Below are 20,318 nucleotides of genomic sequence, written 5' to 3' on the forward strand. Positions count from 1 at the left end.
CTGATTAGCTGCACCGCAAAATCCGCAGCACCGATGGCATGGGACTTGCTCAAGTTCTACCGTGAGTCTGCTACCATCTGTGCTACGGTCTGGTGTGCAACGGTCCCGCTGGGGACTTCATCGACCACAACCCAACGGATCAAATTTGCTCGGATATCTGCTTCGCCGCATCCTCGCCGCCATTCCCGTGATGGGCGTGGTGGCTCTGTTCGTGTTCCTGTTGCTGCGGCTGACGCCGGGCGACCCGGCCGCCATCCTCGCCGGCGACAACGCGACTCCCGAACAGCTCGAACGTATCAGGACCTCGCTTGGTCTGAACGAGCCGATCTACATCCAGTTCTACACCTGGATCGCCAAGTTGCTGCACGGCGACCTCGGCGTCTCCCTGATCTCGAACAAGCCGATCCTCGAAATGATCGTCCCGCGCCTCGAGCCCTCGATCTCGGTCGCGCTGGCCACCATCATCCTCTCGATCCTGGTGGCGGTGCCGCTCGGCGTGATCGCGGCGTGGAAGCACGGCACCTGGATCGACCGCTTCGTGATGGGGCTTTCCGTGCTCGGCTTCTCGGTGCCGGTGTTCGTCATCGGCTATGTGCTGATCCAGATCTTTGCGATCGATCTGCGCTGGGTTCCGGTACAGGGCTTCAAGAGCATCTCGGCCGGCTTCGGTCCGTTCTTCCAGCGCCTCATCCTGCCGACCTGCACACTCTCCTTCATCTATGTCGCGCTGATCGCACGCATGACGCGGGCCTCGATGCTCGATGTGCTCGGCGAGGATTACGTGCGCACGGCGCGGGCCAAGGGCATCGGCGAGACCGGCGTGCTGCTGCGCCATGCGCTGCGCAACGCCGCCGTGCCGGTCATCACGGTGATCGGTTCCGGCTTCGCGCTGCTGATCTCCGGCGTCGTCGTCACCGAGAGCGTGTTCAATCTGCCCGGCATCGGCCGCCTCACCGTCGATGCGGTGCTGGCGCGCGACTATCCGGTGATCCAGGCGATGATCCTGTTGACGTCGGGTATCTACGTCGCGGTCAATCTGTTGATCGACCTCGCCTACACCCTGCTCGATCCTCGTATCCGGTACTGAGCAATGGCGATCGAAACCCTTCCCGAATCCTCGCTTCCCGTTACCCGGCCGTTCCGCGTCAAGTTCGGCTTCCTGACGTCGACGCCGATCATCGCGGTTGCGACGATCAGCCTCGCCCTCATCATCCTGATGGCGATCTTCGCGCCGCTGCTTGCGCCGCACGATCCTCTGCTGCTGACGCCGTCGCAGCGGCTGAAGCCGTCGAGCGCGCAATATCTGCTCGGCACCGACGCTTATGGCCGCGACCTGTTGTCGCGCATCATCTACGGCGCACGGATCTCGCTGGTGATCGGGCTCGGCGCCGCCGTCTGCTCGATCGCCATCGGCCTTCTGATCGGCCTCGTCGCCGGCTTCTTCCGCTGGGTCGATGCGGTGCTGATGCGCGTGATGGACGGCCTGATGGCGATCCCCGCCATCCTGCTCGCGATCGCCGTGGTGTCGCTGTCGGGCGCCAGCATCTGGACCGTGATGGTCGCGATCACCATCCCCGAGATCCCGCGCGTGGCGCGGCTGGTGCGCTCGGTGGTGCTGACCGCACGCGAGGAACCTTATGTCGAGGCCGCGATCTCGCTCGGCACCAGCCTGCCGAAGATCATGTGGCGGCATTTGATGCCGAACACGATCGCGCCGCTGATCGTGCAAGGCACCTATGTCTGCGCGTCCGCGATCCTGACCGAGGCGATCCTGTCGTTCCTCGGCGCCGGCATCTCGCCGGAAACGCCGACCTGGGGCAACATCATGGCCGAGGGCCGCGCCTATTTCCAGGTCAAGCCGTCGCTGATCTTCTGGCCGGGGCTGCTGCTCTCGATCGCCATTCTCAGCGTCAACCTGATCGGCGACGCCGCCCGCGACGCGCTCGATCCCCGCATGAAGCAGCGTGAGGGCAAGTGACGGCTTCAGCTCTTCTGAAGCCGTCATTCCGGGGCGATGCGAAGCATCGAACCCGGAATCTCGAGATTCCGGGTCTGGTGCTGGCGCACCATCCCGGAATGACAGTGGGTAAATTCCTTCACAGCGCCAAGAGACCCTGACATGACCAACGTCGTCCTCGACATCAGCAATCTCGTCGTCGGCCTCGGCCGCAAGGCGGATGCGCATCGCATCATCGACGACCTCTCGCTGCAGGTACGTGAAAGCGAGACGCTGTGCCTGGTCGGCGAAAGCGGCTCGGGCAAGTCGGTGACATCGCTCACCGTGATGGGCCTGCAGCAGAAGGGCACGCTGGTGCCGTCTGGCGGCAGCGTCAAACTGGTCGGCGAGGAACTGCTCACCGCCAGCGACCGGCGGCTGCGGCAACTCCGCGCCACGCGGATGGCGATGATCTTCCAGGAGCCGATGACCGCGCTCAATCCCGTGGTGCCGGTAGGCCGCCAGATCGACGAGGTGCTGCGCGCCCACACAGATCTCGATGCCCGCGCGCGGCGCCAGAAGATTTTGGCGATGATGGAGCATGTGCGGCTGCCGGACGTGGAGCGCATCTTCTCCTCCTACCCGCACCGCCTCTCGGGCGGTCAGCGCCAGCGCATCATGATCGCGATGGCGCTGGTGCTGGAGCCGAAGCTCCTGATCGCGGACGAGCCGACCACCGCGCTCGACGTCACCACCCAGAAGCAGATCCTCACCTTGATCCGCGACCTGCAACGCGATCACGGCACCGCGGTTCTGTTTATCACCCACGACATGGGCGTGGTGGCCGAGATCGCCGACCGCGTCGCGGTGATGCGGCACGGCCGCCTGGTCGAAACCGGCCCGCTGCAGGACGTGCTGCGCAATCCGAAGATGGAGTACACCCGCAACCTCTTGTCCTCGGTGCCGAGCCTGGTGCCGCGCGCGCCGCGCCCGGAGACGACCGAGCCCGTGGTGCTGGAAGCCAACGAGCTCAGCAAGGTCTACCGGGAGCGGTCGCTGTACGGCAAAGCCCGCGAGGTCGCCGCCGCCAGCAACGTCACGCTCACTCTGCGCAAGGGCCGCACGCTCGGCATCGTCGGCGAAAGCGGTTCCGGCAAGTCGACGGTGGCGCGCTGCATCGTCCGCCTGATCGATCCGACCTCGGGCGGGGTACGCCTCGCCGGCCGCGAGATCTCCGACCTGTCGCGCCGGCTGTTGCAGCCGCATCGCCAGAAGATCCAGATCATCTTCCAGGACCCCTACCGCTCGCTCAATCCGCGCGTCACCGTCGGCGAGAGCATCGCGGAAGGCCCGGTCAATTATGGCATGCCGCGCAAGGATGCGCTGGCGCGGGCGCGCGAGCTGCTCGAGCTCGTCCATTTGCCGCCCGACGCGATCTCGCGCTATCCGCACCAGTTCTCCGGCGGCCAACGCCAGCGCATCGCGATCGCGCGCGCGCTGGCGCTCGATCCCGACGTGCTCGTCGCGGATGAGGCGGTGTCCGCGCTCGACGTCTCGGTGCAGGCGCAGGTTCTGGATCTGCTTGACGAAATCCAGCGCCGGCTGGGCATCGCGCTGCTGTTCATCACGCATGATTTGCGCGTCGCCGCACAAATCTGCGACGACGTCGCCGTGATGCAGCATGGCCGCGTCGTGGAACAGGGACCGGCCGCCGAGGTGCTGACCAATCCGCAGCAGGCCTATACCCGCGCGCTGCTCGATGCGGCGCCCGGACGCGATTGGGACTTCGCCAACTTCCGCCCCGTTTCGGAAGGCATTGTGGCGACGGCCTAGGTCTTTAGCCTCAAGCCTTTCCGCCCACAGGGCATGCAAATCCGCTGGTGCTCCCCGGCTTGCGCTGGGCGCGACGACACGCTTAACGTCGCGCGCTAGAGCGTGGCCCTGAAGGTGGACGCCGGTCTTCCCCGGAGATCACGCTCCAACCAACGAGATGAGATCATGACGCGCGTCGTTATGATCGCATCATGATCGAAGAAACGTATCGAGACCGACTTGATGACCCGCATTGCCGTTGGCGGCTTCCTGCACGAGACCAATACCTTCGCACCGACGAAGGCAACCTATGACGATTTCGTGCATGGCGGCGGCTGGCCGTCGATGACGCATGGCGCCGACGTGCTCAAGGTCATGCGCAAGATCAATGTCGGCCTCGCCGGCTTTGTCGAGGCGGCGGAAGCCAATGGCTGGGAGCTGGTGCCGACGATCTTCGCCGCGGCGAGCCCGTCGGCGCATGTCAGCAAGGATGCGTTCGAGCGGATCGTGACGGAAATGGTCGACGGCATCGCCGCGGCCGGACCGATCGATGCCGTCTATCTCGACCTGCACGGCGCCATGGTCACCGAGCATTATGACGACGGCGAAGGCGAAACGCTGGCCCGCGTGCGCAAGGCGATCGGCAACGAGCTGCCGCTGGTGGCGAGCCTCGATCTGCATGCGAATGTCTCGCCAAAGATGATCGAGCATGCCGATGCGCTGATTGCCTACCGCACCTATCCGCATGTCGACATGGCCGAAACCGGCCGCGCCTGCGCCCGGCATCTGGCGCTGATGCTCAAGTCCAGGCAGCGCTTCGCAAAGGCATTCCGGCAACTGCCGTTCCTGATCCCGATCAGCTGGCAATGCACCAACGACCAGCCGACCAAGGGCATCTATCAGAAGCTCGCCGCCCTCGAGAGCGACGCGGTGCCGACGCTGTCGTTTGCGCCGGGCTTCCCGGCCGCCGATTTCAGGGATTGCGGGCCGAGCGTATTCGCTTACGGCCGGACCCAGGCCGATGCGGATGCCGCCGCCGACAAGGTCGTCGCCCTGGTCGAGAGCCATGAGGATGATTTCGACGGCCGGATCTATTCGCCCGACGAAGGCGTGCGGCTGGCGATGGAACTGGCGAAATCGGCCAGCAAGCCGATTATCATCGCCGACACCCAGGACAATCCCGGCGCCGGCGGCGATTCCGACACCACCGGCATGCTGCGCGCACTGGTGCGCAACAGGGCGAGTGCCGCAACCGGCGTGATCTACGACCCGCAATCCGCGAAGGCCGCGCACACCGCCGGTGTCGGCGCATCAGTCACGCTCGAGCTCGGTGGCAAGTCCGGCATTCCCGGCGACGCGCCATACCGGGAGACTTTTGTCGTCGAGCAGCTCTCGGATGGAAAATTCGTGGCTCCCGGTCCCTATTTCGGCGGCCGCGACATGGACATGGGCCCCTCGGCCTGCCTGCGGGTCGGCAACGTGCGCGTCGTGGTCGGCTCCTACAAGGCCCAGCTTGCCGACCAGGCGATGTACCGCTATGTCGGCATCGAGCCGACGGCACAGAAGATTTTGGTCAACAAGAGCTCGGTGCATTTCCGCGCCGATTTCGAGCCGATCGCCGAGAAGCTCTTGATCTGCGCCGCCCCCGGCGCGATGCCCGCCGATACCGCCACGCTGCCGTGGAAACATTTGCGTCCCGGCATTCGTATCAAGCCGAACGGCCCTACTTTCACACCCACCTCCCCATCACGCACAAACGGATAGAGAGCCATGCCGACCATTGAGCGCATCGACAGTTTTGCCGACGAACTCACCGCCATCAGACGGGATCTGCATGCGCATCCCGAGATCGGCTTCGAGGAGGTCCGCACCTCGGGCATCGTCGCCGACAAGCTGACGAGCTGGGGCATCGAGGTGCATCGCGGCCTCGGCGGCACCGGCGTGGTCGGTGTGCTCAAGGGCAAGGGCAACAGCACCAAGAAGATCGGCCTGCGCGCCGACATGGACGCGCTGCCGATGGAGGAGAACACCAATCTGAAGTGGCGTTCGACCATCCCCGGCCGCTTCCACGGCTGCGGCCATGACGGCCACACCACGATGCTGCTCGGCTCGGCGCGCTATCTCGCCGAGACCCGCAATTTCGACGGCACCGTGCATTTCATCTTCCAGCCGGCCGAGGAAGGCCTCGGCGGCGCGCGCGCCATGATCAAGGACGGCCTGTTCAAGCAGTTCCCCTGCGACGAGGTCTATGGCCTGCACAACGCGCCGGACCTCAACCATGGCGAGATCGCGATCCTGCCGGGCCCGGCAATGGCCGCAGCCGACTTCTTCGACATCAGGATCCAGGGCTACGGCGCGCATGGCGCGATGCCGGAGCGTTCCAAGGACGCGGTCGTGATCGCAATGACGCTCGGACAGGCGTTGCAGTCGATCGTCAGCCGCAACGTCGATCCGCTGCAGGCTGCGGTGCTGTCGATCACGCAGATCCATTCCGGGTCGGCGTACAACGTCATTCCCGGCGAAGCCTGGATGTGCGGCACGGTGCGCTGCTTCTCCGACGAGATTCGTGAGCTGATCCGCAAGCGCATGCGCGAAATCTCCGCCGGCTTTGCGGCGGCATATGGCGCCGAAATCTCGGTCGAGATCCGCGACGGCTTCAGCGTGCTGGTGAATCAGGAAGAGCAGTCCCGCGTGGTCGAGGAAGTCGCGCGCACCGTCGTCGACCCGGCCAAGGTCATCACCCGCTCGACACCCAAGATGGGCAGCGAGGATTTCGCCGACATGATGCAGGCCATTCCCGGCGCGTATTTCTGGGTCGGCCATGACGGCTCCGTGCCCGTTCACAATCCCGGTTACGTTCTCGACGACAAGATCCTGCCGATCGGCGCCAGCATGTTCGCCCGCATCATCGAGAAACGCATGCCGGCAGGTGCGCATGCATAAGCCCAAAGGGGACGCCATCACGTCGCTGCACGATCTCTCCGCCGTCGACCTGCTCGCCGGCTATCGTGCCAAGCAGTTCTCGCCGTCCGAGGTGCTGGAGGAAATCATCTCCCAGGTCGCGACCTGGGAGCCGCACATCAAGGCGCTGTATTTGTACGACCCGGAAGGGGCGCGGAAGGTCGCCAGGACCTCGACCGAGCGCTGGCAGCAGGCCGAGCCGGCCGGCACGCTCGATGGCGTTCCCGCCACCATCAAGGACAATGTCGCGACCAAGGGGCAGCCGGTGCCGCTGGGCGCGGCGAGCGTCAAGCTGGCGCCCGCGGAGAAGGATGCACCGCCTGCGGCGCGGCTGCGCGAGGCCGGCTGCGTGATCTTCTCCAAGACCACGATGCCGGACTACGGCATGCTGTCGTCGGGCCTGTCCTCGTTCCATCCCCTGACCCGCAATCCCTGGGATGTCAGCAAGAACCCCGGCGGCTCGAGCGCCGGCGCGGGCGCGGCAGGCGCTGCCGGCTATGGTCCCTTGCATCTCGGCACCGATATCGGCGGCTCGGTGCGGCTGCCGGCCAACTGGTGCGGCCTCGTCGCATTGAAACCGAGCCTCGGCCGCGTGCCGATCGACCCGCCCTATGTCGGCCGCGTCGCCGGTCCGATGACCCGCACCGTCGACGACGCCGCGCTGATGATGAGCGTATTGTCGCGTCCCGATCGCCGCGACGGCATGAGCCTGCCGGCGCTCGAGGTGAACTGGAAGGCGCTGGAGAAGTCGCCGCGCAAGCTGCGCATCGGGCTGATGCTCGACGCCGGCTCCGGCCAGAAGGTCGAGAAGGAGGTTCGCGAGGTCGTCGTGAAGGCTGCGAAGGCGTTCGAATCCGCCGGCGCCGTCATCACCGAGATCGACGGCATCCTGACGCCCGAGATGCTCGAAGGGCTCGACAATTTCTGGCGCGCTAGGACCTGGGACGAGCTGTCGAAACTGTCGCAGGCCGACCGCGGCAAGACCCTGCCCTACATCCTCAACTGGGCAGAAGCCGGCGCAAAGCTCTCCGGCGTCGATGTGGTGCGCGGCTTCAACATGACGATGGCGATCCGCGCGGCCGCCGCGAAATTGTTCTGCGAGGTCGACTACGTGATCTCGCCAGTATCGCCGGTGGTGAACTTCCCGGCGGAGTTCGCCGCGCCGCTCAACGACCCGGCAAAGCCGTTCGAGCACATCTGCTTTACCGTGCCGTGGAATATGTCGGAGAACCCGGCGCTGTCGATCAACGCCGGCTACGACAAGAAGGGCTTTCCGATCGGCGTCCAGATCATCGGCCGCCGCTTCGACGACATCGGCGTGCTCGGCATGGGCAAGGCGTTCGAAGGCCTGCGCGGCCCGCAGAAGCCGTGGCCCGCGCCGCCGAAGAAGTAAAGCAGCGCCTCAACGCAAGTCAGGATGCGCGGAGCCAGGCCCGCGCATCCCTCTTCTTCACAACGGATGATTGCCGGGTTAACTGGATGGAGACGCGCGCCAGCGCCGTTCATTCAAGAAAACCGAGAGGAAATCATCCCCATGGCGTATGAGACGATCAAGTACGAGGTCGCCGAGCAGATCCTGACCATCACGCTGAACCGGCCCGACAAGCTCAACGCCTTCAACGCCACGATGCAGCAGGAGCTGATCGACGCGTTCGACAAAGCCGACAAGGACGACGACGTCAGGGCCATCATCGTGACCGGTGCGGGCCGCGGCTTCTGCGCCGGCGCCGATCTTTCCTCCGGCGCCAACACGTTCGACCGCGATGCGCGGCGCGGCCCGGTCAAGCGCAATGCCGACGGCAGCGTCGACTACAGCGATCCGCAGGTGCGTGACGGCGGCGGGCAAGTGACGCTGCGCATCTTCAAGTGCCTGAAGCCGGTGATCGCTGCCGTGAACGGCCCGGCGGTCGGCATCGGCGTCACCATGCAGCTTGCGATGGATATCCGCATCGCTTCCGACGCCGCGCGCTTCGGCTTTGTGTTCTCCCAGCGCGGCATCGTGCCGGAAGCCGCATCGAGCTGGTTCCTGCCGCGCATCGTCGGCATCTCGCAGGCGCTGGAATGGTGCTATTCCGGCCGCGTCTTCCCGGCGCAGGAAGCGCTTGCCGGGCGGCTCGTCAGCAAGTTGGTGCCGCCGGACGATCTGCTGCCGACCGCGCGTGCGCTCGCCAAGGAGTTCGCGGCCAAGACCGCGCCGGTGTCGGTGGCGCTGATCCGCCAGATGATGTGGCGCATGATGGGCGCCGACGATCCGATGGAGGCGCACAAGGTCGACAGCCGCGGCATCTATGCCCGCGGCCGCTCCGACGACGTCAAGGAAGGCGTGGTGTCGTTCCTGGAAAAGCGCCCCGCGCAGTTCAAGAATAAGGTGTCGTCGGACATGCCCGACTATTTCCCGTGGTGGCAAGAGCGCGACTATAAGTGAACGAACGGCGTCAAGCGGCGTTCACACTTGACGGCGTCGTCCTGCTGCACGGCATCAGCAGGACGGCGCGCTCGTTGCGCAGGATGGAGCTGGCACTGAAGGCTGCCGGCTTTGCCACCCTCAATCTCGACTATGACAGCCGGCGCAAGCCGCTCGACGCGCTGGCCGAGGACATCCATCCTTCGCTTGATCAATTCGCGGAGAGCCTCGACGGCTCCGTGAACTTCGTCTGCCATTCCATGGGCGGTCTTCTGGCGCGCGTCTATCTGGCAAGGCATCGCCCGGCGCGGCTCGGCCGCGTCGTGATGCTGGGCACACCGAACGGCGGCAGCGAGATCGCCGACCGCCTGAAGAACCTCGCGGCTTATCGCGCCTATTTCGGTCCGGCCGGCCAGCAGCTCGTCACCCGCCGCGATGCCGCGACCAGCGCGCTGCTGCCGCCGATCGACTATTCCGCCGGCATCATTGCCGGCAACCGTTCGGTCTATCCGATCACCTCCATGGCCCTGCCGCGACCGCATGACGGCCGGGTGTCGGTTACCAACACCAGGCTCGAGGGCATGGCCGATCACATCGTGATCCGCACCTCGCATCCCTGGCTGGTGCGCAACGCCGATGCGATCGCGCAGACCATCGCGTTCTTGCGAGAGGGGCAATTCAGCACAAATCGTCAGGTGGACTAGGCGTGGGCGTTACCCATCCTGTGCAGCTTGAGCATGGCATAGACCGCATTGTTGGCTGGCGTAGGAATGCCAAGCGGGCGGGCGAACTCCACCACCTTTCCGGCGAGCCAGTCGAGTTCGAGCCGGTTGCCGCGTTCGAGATCGTGCAGCATGGAAGCCTTGAAGGTGGGCGGCGAGGCTTCCGCGAATTTCATTCGGTCCTCGGCAAAATTCTCCGGAATGGGAACGCCTTTGGCACGGCCGACCGCCACCACCTCGCTCATCAGGCTGTAAAAGAACGCTCGCGTATCCGGGTCGGCCAGGATCGGCCCCAGCGGCTGGCGAGCCGTTGCGGTCGCGCCTGATAGTCCGACGAGGAATACAAATTTCTGCCAGCGCTCGCGGTCAATCCCGTCGGACACCGAGATGTCGATGCCGGCCGCTTGAGCGGCGTCGGCAAAGGCCTTGAGGCCGTCATCGGGCTTACCGTCGGTTCTGCCGCAGACCATGCGCGCGAACTGGCTCGTGTGGGTGACGACGCCAGGCGCGGACAGCACTGTAGCAATGTAGGCACTTCCGGCGACCACATTGTCGGCGCCGAGAATCGGGGCGATCCTCTCGGCGCTATCGACCCCGTTTTGCAGCGGGATCACCCGGGTGCGCGGTCCGACCAGGGGGAGAGACAACCTGGCTGCCGTCTCGCTGTCCCAAAGCTTGACCGCGAACAGCACGATATCGACCGGACCGACCATGGCAGGATCATCGGTCACGTTGGGTTCGGGCAAATGAAGATTGCCGAGCACACTCTCGACCTTGAGACCGTTCTTTCTGATCGCCTCGAGGTTGGAGCCGCGTGCGATAAAGAACACGTCGTGCCCTGCCGCGGCCATACGTGCTCCGAAATAACCGCCGAGGGCACCGGCCGCCATCACAGCGATACGCATGTCATATCCTCCCCCCTGCAACGACACTCAGCCGGCAGAGGATATCACCCGACGGACCTGGGTTCGATTCCTTGAACGCCGGGCCCATCGCGTCATTTGGCTGCACTGCAGAATTTGGTCTGCTATCGGTGCATGGCGGACGCTGGCAAGCCGCCTGCCCGACGGATCTATGGCTTCACGGCCTCGTCAGCAGCGCCACACGCCCGATCGCCTTGCGCTCGATCAACAGCCGCATCGCCTTCGCATAGTCTTCCAGCGGCAGCCGGTGCGAGATATTCGGCCGCACCCGGCCGGCCTCGGCCCATTCGCTCAGCGCCTTGAACCTGACCTCGCCGAGTGCGGGATCCTTGCGCACTGCCTCGCCGGCGCGAACGCCGAGCACGCTCGCGCCCTTGATCATCAACAGATTGGTGCGGGCGAGACCGATGCCGCCGGTGAAGCCGACGACGAGAATCCGTGCGCCCCAGTTGATGCAGCGCATCGAATTCTCGAACACCTCGCCGCCGACAGGATCGAACACGACATCCGCGCCGCGACCGTCGGTGAGGCGCTTGACCGCATCGCGGAACGGCTCGCGCGCATAGAGCACGAGATGGTCCGCGCCGCGCGCCTTGGCGATCGCAAGCTTGTCCTCGCTCGAAGCCGCGGCGATCACGGTGGCGCCGAGCAGCTTGCCGATCTCGACCGCGGCAAGTCCGACGCCGCCGCCGGCGCCATGCACCAGCAGCACCTCGCCCGGCTTGATCTGCCCGCGGTCGATCAGCGCATGATAGGCGGTGCCATGCGCGGCCAGGAAGGTCGCGCCTTCCGCGTAGTCGAAGGTCGACGGCACCGGCACGAGTTGCGACGGCGTTGCAACCGTCTCGTCGCAATAGGCGCCGAAGCGCATCTTGACGATCACCTTGTCGCCAACTGCGACACCGGCTGCGTCATTGACCTCGACGACATCGCCGGCGGCTTCCGAGCCCGGCGTGAACGGCAGCGGCGGCTTGAGCTGGTACTCGCCGGCGGCCATCAGGATGTCGGGAAAGTTGATCCCGGCGGCGCGGATCGCGACCCGCACCTGGCCCGGCTGCAAAGGCGCCGAGGTAAAGTTCTCGAGCTGCAAGCGCTCGGGCAGGCCCAGCTCGCGGCAAACGACGGCTTTCGGCATCAGGCGGCCCGCGCCTTGACGCGTGCCAGCGCCTCGCGGATCAACGGCAGGCGATCGTTGCCGAAATACATGTCGGTCTTGTCGAGATAGATCGTCGGCGAGCCGAAACCGCCGCGCGCCATCACCTCCTCGGTGTTGGCCTTGAGCTGATCCTTGATCGCCTGGTCGCCGATGCCGGCAAGGAATTGCGCCGGATCGATCCCGAGTTTAGTGCAGATCTCGGTCAGCACCGCATCCTGCGAGATGTCCTTGTCGTCACCCCAATAGGCCTCGAACACCGCGCGTGCGAACGGCACCATCTTCTCGTTGCCGAGAAGGATGCAGCCGCGCATCGCCTTGACGCTGTTCACCGGGAATACGGTCGGCGGCATCTTGATCGCAAGGCCGGCCGAGCGCGCCCAGTCGGCGAGATCCTTCTTCATGTAGCGCGCCTTCAGCGGCACCGGCTTCTCGCGCTGCGCATAGACCGACGGGTTGACGGTGTTGAAGATGCCGCCGACCAGGATCGGCCGCCAGGTGATCGGAGCGTCGAACTCCTTCGCGATCGGCTGGATGTTGTGCCAGGCGAGATAGGTCCACGGGCTGGAGCAGTCGAAGAAGAATTCGATCATGGCGTTTCCTTTGTCTTTTCCACATTCATTCTCGTCATTCCGGGATGCACCGCAAGGCGCAGAGCTTGCGACTGTGTCGCGCTGCGGAATAACGGGCATCATTTCTTCTCGACCAATTCCTTCGCACGCTGGCCGAACATGTTCTTGCGTGATTCCTCGTCAAACGGCTCCTTGACGAACTTTCCGATCGCAAGCCCCGCCTGCACCTGCGGCCGGGCGCGCACGGTGGCGTACCAGCGCTTGATGTTCGGAAAATCGTCGAGGGTGAAGCCCTGCGCCTTGTGGGTCATGGTCCAGGGGAAGCAGGCGATGTCGGCGATCGAATAGTCGTCGCCTGCGATATAGGCGCCGGTCCTGCCGAGCTGGCGGTCGAGCACGCCATAGAGCCGCGCCGTCTCGTCGCGGTAGCGCTCGATCGCGTAGGGAATCTTCTCGGCCGCATAGAGCGCGAAATGGCCGTGCTGGCCGAGCATCGGCCCGAGGCCGCCCATCTGCCACATCACCCATTGGATGACGTTCGACCGCGCACGCAACTCCCGCGACAGGAAACGGCCGGTCTTGTCGGCGAGATAGATCAGGATCGCGCCGGTCTCGAACACCGAGAACGGCCCGCCGCCGTCGGCCGGTTGATGGTCGACGATCGCGGGGATCCGGTTGTTCGGGCTGATCGCCAGGAATTCGGGCCGAAACTGCTCGCCGGCGCGGATGTTCACCGGGATCACCTTGTAGGGCAGCCCCAGTTCCTCCAGCATGATCGAGATCTTCCAGCCGTTCGGCGTCGGCGCGTAGTGCAGATCGATCATCGGCGTTCTATTCCCCATCACAAAGACTTTTGTTGTTCTGTACCTCCACCTTAGGACATGGCACACAGGCCCTCAATCAGAACCCAACGGGAGGCACCCATGCTGTTTCCAACCACGATCGCTGGCTCGCTGCCGAAGCCGGAATGGCTGGCGGAGCCGAACATGCTGTGGGCACCGTGGAAGTCGGAGGGCACCGAGCTCGCCCGCGCCAAGCGCGATGCCACGGTGCTTGCGGTCAAGCTGCAGGAAGATGCCGGCGTCGACATCGTCACCGAGGGCGAGCAGGCGCGCCAGCATTTCGTGCACGGCTTCCTGGAGCGGATCGAGGGCATCGATTTCGCCCACAAGGTCGAGATGGGTATCCGCAAGGACCGCTATAAGGCGATGGTGCCGCAGGTGGTCGCACCGCTGCAGCTCAAGGGACGCGTCCACGAGAGCGAGGCCCGTGCGGCCCGCGCGCACACCAGGAACCGGCTGAAATTCACCATGCCCGGCCCGATGACGATCATCGATACCATCGCCGACAAATATTACGGCGACCGCGTGAAGATGGCCTTCGCTTTCGCCGAGCTTTTGAATCAGGAGGCGAAGGCGTTGCAGGCCGACGGCGTCGACATGATCCAGTTCGACGAGCCCGCCTTCAACGTCTACATGGACCAAGTGCGCGACTGGGGCATCAAGGCGCTGGAGCGCGCCGCCGAAGGTCTGACCTGCGCCACCGCCGTGCACATCTGCTATGGCTACGGCATCAAGGCCAACACCGACTGGAAGCAGACGCTTGGCGGCGAGTGGCGGCAATACGAGGAGACGTTTCCCGTCATCGACAAGAGCACGATCCAGCAGGTCGCGATCGAATGCCGCAACTCGAAGGTGCCGATCGAACTGCTGGCGGCACTCCCCGGCAAGATCGTGCAGGCCGGCGTGATCGACGTCGCCAGCGACGAGATCGAAACCGCGGAGGACGTCGTCAAGGCGATCGAGGCGGTCGCGAAGCACGTGCCGAAGGGCAACATCATCGCGACCACCAATTGCGGCATGGCGCCGATGCGGCGGGACATCGCGGAAGCCAAGCTGATCGCGCTGGGCGCCGGTACCAAGCTGGCGCGGCAGCGGCTGGCGTAAGGATGACGCCGGCCAATCAACCCAGAACGGCCATCGCGCTCGGATGCAACACCGGCCGGTAGCCGGCCTGGAAGGCGCGCAACGTCGATGGCGGCGTCAGCAGCATGGCCGGCTCGGGTACGTCGGCCCGGCTGTAACCGGCGAACGACCAGCGCAACGTGGCGCCGTCGGCGACGAGGTAGCTCTCCCCGCTCGCCTGCACCATCGTCCCGTCGGGCAAGTCGCGCAATCGCATCGGCAGCGGATGCAGCCGCTTCTTGCCGCGGTCGAGCCGCTCGGCGTGCAGCACCGCATCCATCGCCTTGGCGCTGAGATCGCTTACGCCGTTGCCCTGCTCCCAGCAGCTGCGAAACTGCTTGGCATCGTCACGGCGGCAGTAGAAGCAGGGCCGGTGTCCGGCCGCGAACGCGGTGGCCTCATCGAGGAAGAACAGCTCGGTCCAGCTCTGCCGGCTCATCACCTCGCGCCGCCGTCCCCTGAACTCGCAGACGCAGGTGAGCCACGCCGGGCTCGACCAGCGCTTGTTCAGCAGCGTGCGCGTCGCCGGATCGTGGATGATGCCGCGATTGCCGGTGAAGGTGCCGCGATGGTCCGTCGCGACGATGTCGCCGGTGGGCGTGACGCGGTTTTGCAGGGGCATGTTTCTTACTTCCCCCTCGCCCCGCTCTTGCGGGGAGAGGGTTGGGGTGAGGGGCTTGTCCGCAAAGATAGTGAGAGATGAACTCGCGGTGACTCCCCCTCACCCGATCGCTCCGCGATCGACCTCTCGCCGCAAGCGGGGCGAGGTGACTCCTCACGCCGCCCCGTCGCGGATCGGCGGCTGGAACGACAGCGCGGTATCCCAGGGAAAGTAGATCCAGGTGTCCTGCGACACCTCGGTGATGTAGGTGTCGACCAGCGGCCGGCCCTTCGGCTTGGCGTACACGGTCGCGAAATGCGCATCGGGCAGCAATTGGCGCACCAGCCTGCCGGTCTTGCCGGTATCGACGAGGTCGTCGACGATCAAGAGCCCCTTGCCGGTGCCGCCGCCGAGCTTGGCAGTCTGCTCCGAAATGCCCTTGAGCACTTTCAGGTCGCCCTGCTTGTCGTGGTCGTAGCTGGCGACGCAGACGGTATCGATCACCCGCAAGCCGAGCTCGCGCGCCACGATCGCCGCGGGCACCAGCCCGCCGCGGGTGATCGCGATCACCGCTTGGAACGGGCCGACCTCATTGAGCCGCCAGGTCAGCGCCCGGCAGTCCCGATGGAATTGATCCCACGAGACCGGAAACGGCCTGCCGGCTCGCTCCTGTACACTCGGTTCGGAATTTCGTTCAGCCATATCGTCTCAACCCGCCGGCTTCTTCTGCGCGGCCTGCACTTGCTTCAGCATCTCCTTCACCGCGATCATCGCCGCGGCGAGCTTTTCCGGATCGCGCGAGCGGACCACGAGATTGGTGTTCGGCTTCTGGTTCTCGTCCTGGAACGGATAGCTGCCGATGATGGTGTCGGGATTGGCTTCCGCGATCGCCCGCAGCGGGCCGCCGATGTCGCCTTCCCGCGCATCGGCCCTGACCGAATCCGACAGCATCCGCACGCCGGACTTCAGGGTCGGCGCCACGATGTCCATCATCGCCTGCATGATGCTGGGGATGCCGGCCATCACGATGACATTGCCGAGCTTGAAGCCCGGCGCCAGGATGGTCGCGCTCTGGATCAGCTCGGCGCCGTCGGGCACCCGGGCCATCCGCAGCCGCGCCTCGTTGAGGTCCTGCTCGCTCCAGCGCTCCCTGAACCGCGCCACCACCTCGGGGTGATGATGGATATCGACCCCGAACGCCTTCGCCACGCTGTCAGCGGTGATGTCGTCATGGGTCGGCCCGATGCCGCCGGTGGTGAACACGTAGGTGTACCTATGCCGCAGCGCATCAAGGGCAGAGACGATGTCGGCCTCGTCATCGGCGACGACGCGGACCTCCTTCAGGTCGATGCCGATGTTGGTCAGGTATTCGGCGATGAAGCCGATGTTCTTGTCCTTGGTCCGGCCGGACAGGATCTCGTCGCCGATCACCAATATCCCCGCCGTGACGATCTCGCTCATGGTCTCATTCCCTAACTTGATCCCCTGACATTGCCGATCCAATGCCTTGATGTCACGGGGTTTTGCCGCCGAATTAAGCAGACCTCAGCCGGTTTTTCGGGCAGGCCTTCCACCTCACCCATAGCAAATGCCGCAAGCCAATGCATATCGCGCTGGCCCGCCCCTTGCTACCATCCCATCAAGTCATGCACTGTGTCACAGGGCTTGGGAGGGCAGTCGGGCTATATGGCAGTCGCGTTCGACGAGATGAATGGCCTCGGCGAGGATCTCCGCCCGGCCTACCAGGAGCTCTCCCGCTGGCTCAAAGAGACGCCGCCGGATGCGCTCGAATATCGACGCCAGGAAGCGGAGCTGCTGTTCCGCCGGATCGGCATCACCTTCGCGGTCTATGGCGATGCCGAGGCCCAGGAGCGGCTGATCCCGTTCGACGTCATCCCCCGCATCATGTCGGCGACCGAGTGGACGCTGCTGGAGAAGGGCCTCAAGCAGCGCGTGCTCGCGCTCAACATGTTCTTGAAAGACATCTATCACGGCCGCGACATCCTGCGCGCCAACGTCATCCCCGAGGACCTGATCTTCCAGAACCCGGTGTTCCGGCCGGAGATGAACGGCCAGGACGTGCCGCACGACATCTACGTCCACATCGCCGGCATCGACATCATCCGCACCGATCCCGACAATTTCATCGTGCTGGAGGACAATGCGCGCACGCCATCCGGCGTGTCCTACATGCTGGAAAACCGCGAGATCATGATGCGGTTGTTTCCGGACCTGTTCGCGCGGCACCGCGTCGCGCCGGTGGACCGTTATCCGGACGAGCTGCTGTCGGCGCTGCGGTCGGTGGCGCCGCACAGCGCCTCCGCCGAGCCGACAGTCGCGCTGATGACGCCCGGCGTCTACAACTCGGCCTATTACGAGCACTCCTTCCTCGCCGACAAGCTCGGCATCGAACTGGTCGAGGGGCGCGACCTCATCGTCAAGAACGACGAGGTGTTCATGCGCACCACCGAGGGGCTGAAGCGGGTCGACGTGATCTATCGCCGCGTCGACGACGATTTCCTCGATCCCCTCACCTTCCGGCCGGACTCCGCGCTCGGCGTCCCCGGACTGATGTCGGCCTACGCCGCCGGCAACATCACGCTCGCCAATGCGGTCGGCACCGGCATCGCCGACGACAAGGCGATCTATTCCTACATGCCGGACATCGTAAAATTCTATCTCAGCGAGGAGCCGATCCTGAAGAACGTGCAGACCTGGCGCTGCCGCGAACCGCAGGATCTGTCCTACGTGCTCGACAACCTCACCGACCTCGTCGTCAAGGAGGTGCACGGCTCGGGCGGCTACGGCATGCTGATCGGCCCCGCCGCAACCAAGGCGACGATCGAGGCATTCCGCGACAAGCTCAAGCGCGAGCCAGAAGGCTTCATCGCCCAGCCGACGCTGGCGCTGTCGACCTGCCCGACCTGCACCGACAAGGGGCTGGCGCCGCGTCATGTCGACCTCCGCCCGTTCGTGCTGACCGGCTCCAGCCACACCACCATCGTGCCCGGCGGGCTGACCCGCGTCGCGCTAAAGGAAGGCTCGCTCGTCGTCAATTCGAGCCAGGGCGGCGGCACCAAAGACACCTGGATACTGAGTGAGTAGTTGAAAGCATGCTGTCGCGCACCGCCGAAAACCTGTTCTGGCTGGCCCGTTATGTCGAACGCGCCGAATATCTGGCGCGCACCATCGATGCGACGTTGCGCGTCACCGCGCTGCCCGCGGCCTATGTCGGCAAGACCAATGAGTGGGATTCCGCACTGCTCACCGCCGGCGTCGGCGCAAGCTTCTACGATCACTATGAGGAAGCCGACGAGCGGAACGTCATCGAGTATCTCTCCTTCTCGTCGGAAAATCCGTCCTCGATCAAGAACTGCATCGAGGCGGCGCGGCTCAATTCACGCTCGGTACGGACAGCGCTGACGTCGGAGATGTGGGACACCATCAATTCGGCGTGGATCGAGCTGCAGGCGGTCTGGAACAAGGGTCCCGCCAACCGCGAGGAGCTCGCCAAATTCCTGCGCTTCGTACAGGAGACCTCGCTGCGCTTCGACGGCTCGGCCTACCGCACCATGTTGCGCAACGACGCCTACTGGTTCTCGCGGCTCGGGGTCCATCTCGAGCGCGCCGACAATACCGCGCGGATTCTCGACGTGAAGTATCACATGCTGTTACCCGAGGAGGAGCATGTCGGCGGCCCGCTGGATTACTACCAGTGGACCTCGATTCTGCGCTCGGTGTCGGCAACGACCGCCTATCACTGGGTCTACCGGGAAACCCTGAAGCCCTGGCTGATCGCCGACCTGTTGATCCTCAACGATACGCTGCCGCGCTCGCTTGCGAGCTGCTACAGCAACCTCGTGCGCAACCTCGACCAGATCGGCGTCGCCTATGGCCGCCAGGGCGCCTCGCAACGCCATGCCCGCGGCATCAGGAACCGGCTCGAGCACAGCAACATGGACGATATCTTCCAGCACGGCGTGCACGAATTCATCCAGGAGTTCATCGCGGACAACTCACGGCTGGGTGAGATCATCACCAAGCAGTACCTGATCTAACCGATACGGCCGAAAAACGCTCAAATTGTCGTCATGGCGGGGCCAAAAGCGCGAAGCGCGTCTTCGCATGGGTGTCCCGGCCATCGACATCTTGCTTTCGCGGCCGATTAGGAAGAAAGACGTGGGTGCCCGGGAAGGGTCCGGGCATGACAGTCCTGCCCTGAAAAAACCGATTGAACACCGGTTGAGCCATGCGCCTGCGGATAGCCCACACCACCACCTATCGTTACGAGCCGGCGGCCTCGGGCGTGATCCAGATTCTGCGGATGACGCCCGGCAGCCATGACGGCCAGTATGTCGCGGATTGGCAGATCGACGTCTCGACCGATTCCCGGCTCGACACCCATGAGGACGCTTTCGGCAACGTCACCCATGTGCTGACGCACGGCTCGATCGCCGACCTCACGATCCATTGCGAGGGCCTGATCGAGACCCAGGATACCGGCGGCGTGCTGCGCGGCAGCGACGAGCGGTTTCCGCCGAGCCTGTTCCTGCGTCCCACACCGCTGACCGACCTCAACCCGGCAATGACGGCCGTCGTGCGCGAGCTGCGCTCCGACGCCGGCGCCGACGTGCTCGGTTTCCTGCACGCGCTGATGGTGCAGATCTACGAGCACATGACCTTCGACGAGGACCCGACCAACAGCGCCACCTCGGCCGCCGAGGCGTTCGCGCTGAAGCGCGGCGTCTGCCAGGACTACGCGCACATCCTGATCGCCTGCGCGCGCGCCGGCGGCGTTCCGGCGCGATTCGTCTCCGGCCACTTCCTGCGCTCCGACGGCATGGTCAACCAGCAAGCCGGCCACGCCTGGGCCGAGGCCTTCGTGCCCGATCTCGGCTGGATCGGCTTCGACGCCGCCAACGGCATCTGCACCACCGACGCCCATGCCCGCGTCGCGATCGGGCTCGACTATCTCGGCGCCGCCCCGGTCCGCGGCACCCGCTATGGCGGCGGCAACGAGACGCTGACGGTCGCGGTCAAGGTCGACCAGGCCGGCCGTCCCGGCCAGTGGCAGAGCCAGACGCAGTCGTAGGGCCGATCCCTCTCCGCGTCCGTCATTGCGAGCCAACGGGTCGCGCGAACGCGCGCCAGAGGACAGGCTCCGCGAAGCAATCCATCTGATCGCTTGCGGAGGCATGGATTGCTTCGCCGCTTCGCTCCTCATGACGGCAGGGGTGCTATGATCGCTGCTTCAAACCAAACCAGCGGGA

The 20,318-nt window shown here is 65.0% G+C and carries 19 protein-coding genes; 12 read left to right on the forward strand and 7 right to left on the reverse strand.

All coding sequences use genetic code 11. The features are described from left to right. Positions 1-145 precede the first annotated feature (145 nt). The 8 genes from ACVMB1_RS17700 (at position 146) to ACVMB1_RS17735 (ending at position 9,817) form a co-directional block, all read left to right on the forward strand. A complete protein-coding gene (locus ACVMB1_RS17700) occupies positions 146-1,087 on the forward strand; it encodes an ABC transporter permease (RefSeq protein WP_028336105.1) in 942 nt (313 codons plus the stop codon). Positions 1,088-1,090: 3 nt separating this feature from the next. Next, positions 1,091-1,978, forward strand: coding sequence for an ABC transporter permease (locus ACVMB1_RS17705; protein ID WP_057019082.1), 888 nt, complete (start codon positions 1,091-1,093; stop codon positions 1,976-1,978). A 141-nt stretch (positions 1,979-2,119) separates the two neighbouring features. Then, positions 2,120-3,769, forward strand: a complete 1,650-nt coding sequence (locus ACVMB1_RS17710) for an ABC transporter ATP-binding protein (RefSeq protein ID WP_076830168.1) — start codon at positions 2,120-2,122, stop codon at positions 3,767-3,769. A gap of 222 nt (positions 3,770-3,991) precedes the next feature. Beyond that, positions 3,992-5,512 carry a M81 family metallopeptidase gene (locus ACVMB1_RS17715; RefSeq protein WP_076830171.1) on the forward strand — a complete coding sequence of 507 codons (1,521 nt, stop codon included), beginning with the start codon at positions 3,992-3,994 and terminating at the stop codon, positions 5,510-5,512. A gap of 6 nt (positions 5,513-5,518) precedes the next feature. Next, positions 5,519-6,691 carry a M20 aminoacylase family protein gene (locus tag ACVMB1_RS17720; protein WP_076830174.1) on the forward strand — a complete coding sequence of 391 codons (1,173 nt, stop codon included), beginning with the start codon at positions 5,519-5,521 and terminating at the stop codon, positions 6,689-6,691. Next, entirely contained in the window at positions 6,684-8,102 is a 1,419-nt protein-coding gene (locus tag ACVMB1_RS17725) for an amidase (RefSeq protein ID WP_076830177.1), read from the forward strand. The genes ACVMB1_RS17720 and ACVMB1_RS17725 overlap by 8 nt, the downstream gene beginning before the upstream one ends. A 141-nt stretch (positions 8,103-8,243) precedes the next feature. After that, a complete protein-coding gene (locus tag ACVMB1_RS17730; RefSeq protein WP_076830179.1) occupies positions 8,244-9,134 on the forward strand; it encodes a crotonase/enoyl-CoA hydratase family protein in 891 nt (296 codons plus the stop codon). Continuing rightward, a complete protein-coding gene (locus ACVMB1_RS17735) occupies positions 9,131-9,817 on the forward strand; it encodes an alpha/beta fold hydrolase (protein WP_076830182.1) in 687 nt (228 codons plus the stop codon). Before ACVMB1_RS17730 ends, ACVMB1_RS17735 begins: the two co-directional genes overlap by 4 nt. Here the strand turns inward: ACVMB1_RS17735 and ACVMB1_RS17740 are convergent. The 4 genes from ACVMB1_RS17740 to ACVMB1_RS17755 form a co-directional block, all read right to left on the reverse strand. Next, positions 9,814-10,740 carry a ketopantoate reductase family protein gene (locus tag ACVMB1_RS17740; protein ID WP_076830185.1) on the reverse strand — a complete coding sequence of 309 codons (927 nt, stop codon included), beginning with the start codon at positions 10,738-10,740 and terminating at the stop codon, positions 9,814-9,816. The two genes, ACVMB1_RS17735 and ACVMB1_RS17740, sit on opposite strands and share 4 nt — an antisense overlap. Before the next feature lie 175 nt (positions 10,741-10,915). Next, complete coding sequence (locus tag ACVMB1_RS17745; protein WP_076830187.1) at positions 10,916-11,893, reverse strand: NADPH:quinone oxidoreductase family protein; 978 nt, start codon at positions 11,891-11,893, stop codon at positions 10,916-10,918. Beyond that, positions 11,893-12,504, reverse strand: coding sequence for a 2-hydroxychromene-2-carboxylate isomerase (locus tag ACVMB1_RS17750; protein ID WP_076830190.1), 612 nt, complete (start codon positions 12,502-12,504; stop codon positions 11,893-11,895). The genes ACVMB1_RS17745 and ACVMB1_RS17750 overlap by 1 nt, the downstream gene beginning before the upstream one ends. Positions 12,505-12,602: 98 nt before the next feature. Then, complete coding sequence (locus tag ACVMB1_RS17755) at positions 12,603-13,307, reverse strand: glutathione binding-like protein (RefSeq protein WP_076830192.1); 705 nt, start codon at positions 13,305-13,307, stop codon at positions 12,603-12,605. A gap of 99 nt (positions 13,308-13,406) precedes the next feature. Between ACVMB1_RS17755 and ACVMB1_RS17760 the strand changes: the two genes are divergently transcribed. Then, positions 13,407-14,429, forward strand: coding sequence for a methionine synthase (locus ACVMB1_RS17760; protein WP_076830195.1), 1,023 nt, complete (start codon positions 13,407-13,409; stop codon positions 14,427-14,429). A gap of 16 nt (positions 14,430-14,445) precedes the next feature. Here the strand turns inward: ACVMB1_RS17760 and ACVMB1_RS17765 are convergent, their stop codons facing one another. The 3 genes from ACVMB1_RS17765 to ACVMB1_RS17775 all read right to left on the reverse strand — a co-directional run bounded on the left by ACVMB1_RS17765 (position 14,446) and on the right by ACVMB1_RS17775 (position 16,509). Beyond that, positions 14,446-15,069 carry a hypothetical protein gene (locus tag ACVMB1_RS17765; RefSeq protein ID WP_076830198.1) on the reverse strand — a complete coding sequence of 208 codons (624 nt, stop codon included), beginning with the start codon at positions 15,067-15,069 and terminating at the stop codon, positions 14,446-14,448. Between the two features lie 153 nt (positions 15,070-15,222). Then, positions 15,223-15,750 carry a xanthine phosphoribosyltransferase gene (gpt, locus tag ACVMB1_RS17770; protein ID WP_076830201.1) on the reverse strand — a complete coding sequence of 176 codons (528 nt, stop codon included), beginning with the start codon at positions 15,748-15,750 and terminating at the stop codon, positions 15,223-15,225. Between the two features lie 6 nt (positions 15,751-15,756). Beyond that, entirely contained in the window at positions 15,757-16,509 is a 753-nt protein-coding gene (locus ACVMB1_RS17775; protein ID WP_076830204.1) for a competence/damage-inducible protein A, read from the reverse strand. A 225-nt stretch (positions 16,510-16,734) separates the two neighbouring features. Here ACVMB1_RS17775 and ACVMB1_RS17780 point away from each other — a divergent pair, with 225 nt between their 5' ends. The 3 genes from ACVMB1_RS17780 to ACVMB1_RS17790 all read left to right on the forward strand — a co-directional run bounded on the left by ACVMB1_RS17780 (position 16,735) and on the right by ACVMB1_RS17790 (position 20,140). Continuing rightward, positions 16,735-18,153: a circularly permuted type 2 ATP-grasp protein gene (locus ACVMB1_RS17780; RefSeq protein WP_076830254.1), complete on the forward strand. Its 1,419-nt coding sequence runs from the start codon at positions 16,735-16,737 to the stop codon at positions 18,151-18,153. A gap of 8 nt (positions 18,154-18,161) precedes the next feature. Continuing rightward, positions 18,162-19,106 carry an alpha-E domain-containing protein gene (locus ACVMB1_RS17785; protein WP_016846373.1) on the forward strand — a complete coding sequence of 315 codons (945 nt, stop codon included), beginning with the start codon at positions 18,162-18,164 and terminating at the stop codon, positions 19,104-19,106. Between the two features lie 191 nt (positions 19,107-19,297). Further along, on the forward strand, positions 19,298-20,140 hold the full coding sequence (locus ACVMB1_RS17790) for a transglutaminase family protein (protein ID WP_456848774.1): 843 nt from the start codon (positions 19,298-19,300) through the stop codon (positions 20,138-20,140). The last annotated feature ends 178 nt before the right edge of the window (positions 20,141-20,318 follow it).

The organism is Bradyrhizobium sp. USDA 4504, assembly GCF_054063995.1.

Excerpts from the sequence above, each read along its gene's own strand:
- ACVMB1_RS17705 (WP_057019082.1), top strand. The coding sequence starts at position 1,091 with ATGGCGATCGAAACCCTTCCCGAATCCTCGCTTCCCGTTACCCGGCCG.
- ACVMB1_RS17710 (WP_076830168.1), top strand. The coding sequence starts at position 2,120 with ATGACCAACGTCGTCCTCGACATCAGCAATCTCGTCGTCGGCCTCGGC.
- ACVMB1_RS17715 (WP_076830171.1), top strand. The coding sequence starts at position 3,992 with ATGACCCGCATTGCCGTTGGCGGCTTCCTGCACGAGACCAATACCTTC.
- ACVMB1_RS17720 (WP_076830174.1), top strand. The coding sequence starts at position 5,519 with ATGCCGACCATTGAGCGCATCGACAGTTTTGCCGACGAACTCACCGCC.
- ACVMB1_RS17725 (WP_076830177.1), top strand. The coding sequence starts at position 6,684 with ATGCATAAGCCCAAAGGGGACGCCATCACGTCGCTGCACGATCTCTCC.
- ACVMB1_RS17730 (WP_076830179.1), top strand. The coding sequence starts at position 8,244 with ATGGCGTATGAGACGATCAAGTACGAGGTCGCCGAGCAGATCCTGACC.
- ACVMB1_RS17740 (WP_076830185.1), bottom strand. The coding sequence starts at position 10,740 with ATGCGTATCGCTGTGATGGCGGCCGGTGCCCTCGGCGGTTATTTCGGA.
- ACVMB1_RS17745 (WP_076830187.1), bottom strand. The coding sequence starts at position 11,893 with ATGCCGAAAGCCGTCGTTTGCCGCGAGCTGGGCCTGCCCGAGCGCTTG.
- ACVMB1_RS17750 (WP_076830190.1), bottom strand. The coding sequence starts at position 12,504 with ATGATCGAATTCTTCTTCGACTGCTCCAGCCCGTGGACCTATCTCGCC.
- ACVMB1_RS17755 (WP_076830192.1), bottom strand. The coding sequence starts at position 13,307 with ATGATCGATCTGCACTACGCGCCGACGCCGAACGGCTGGAAGATCTCG.
- ACVMB1_RS17760 (WP_076830195.1), top strand. The coding sequence starts at position 13,407 with ATGCTGTTTCCAACCACGATCGCTGGCTCGCTGCCGAAGCCGGAATGG.
- ACVMB1_RS17765 (WP_076830198.1), bottom strand. The coding sequence starts at position 15,069 with ATGCCCCTGCAAAACCGCGTCACGCCCACCGGCGACATCGTCGCGACG.
- gpt (WP_076830201.1), bottom strand. The coding sequence starts at position 15,750 with ATGGCTGAACGAAATTCCGAACCGAGTGTACAGGAGCGAGCCGGCAGG.
- ACVMB1_RS17775 (WP_076830204.1), bottom strand. The coding sequence starts at position 16,509 with ATGAGCGAGATCGTCACGGCGGGGATATTGGTGATCGGCGACGAGATC.
- ACVMB1_RS17780 (WP_076830254.1), top strand. The coding sequence starts at position 16,735 with ATGGCAGTCGCGTTCGACGAGATGAATGGCCTCGGCGAGGATCTCCGC.
- ACVMB1_RS17785 (WP_016846373.1), top strand. The coding sequence starts at position 18,162 with ATGCTGTCGCGCACCGCCGAAAACCTGTTCTGGCTGGCCCGTTATGTC.
- ACVMB1_RS17790 (WP_456848774.1), top strand. The coding sequence starts at position 19,298 with ATGCGCCTGCGGATAGCCCACACCACCACCTATCGTTACGAGCCGGCG.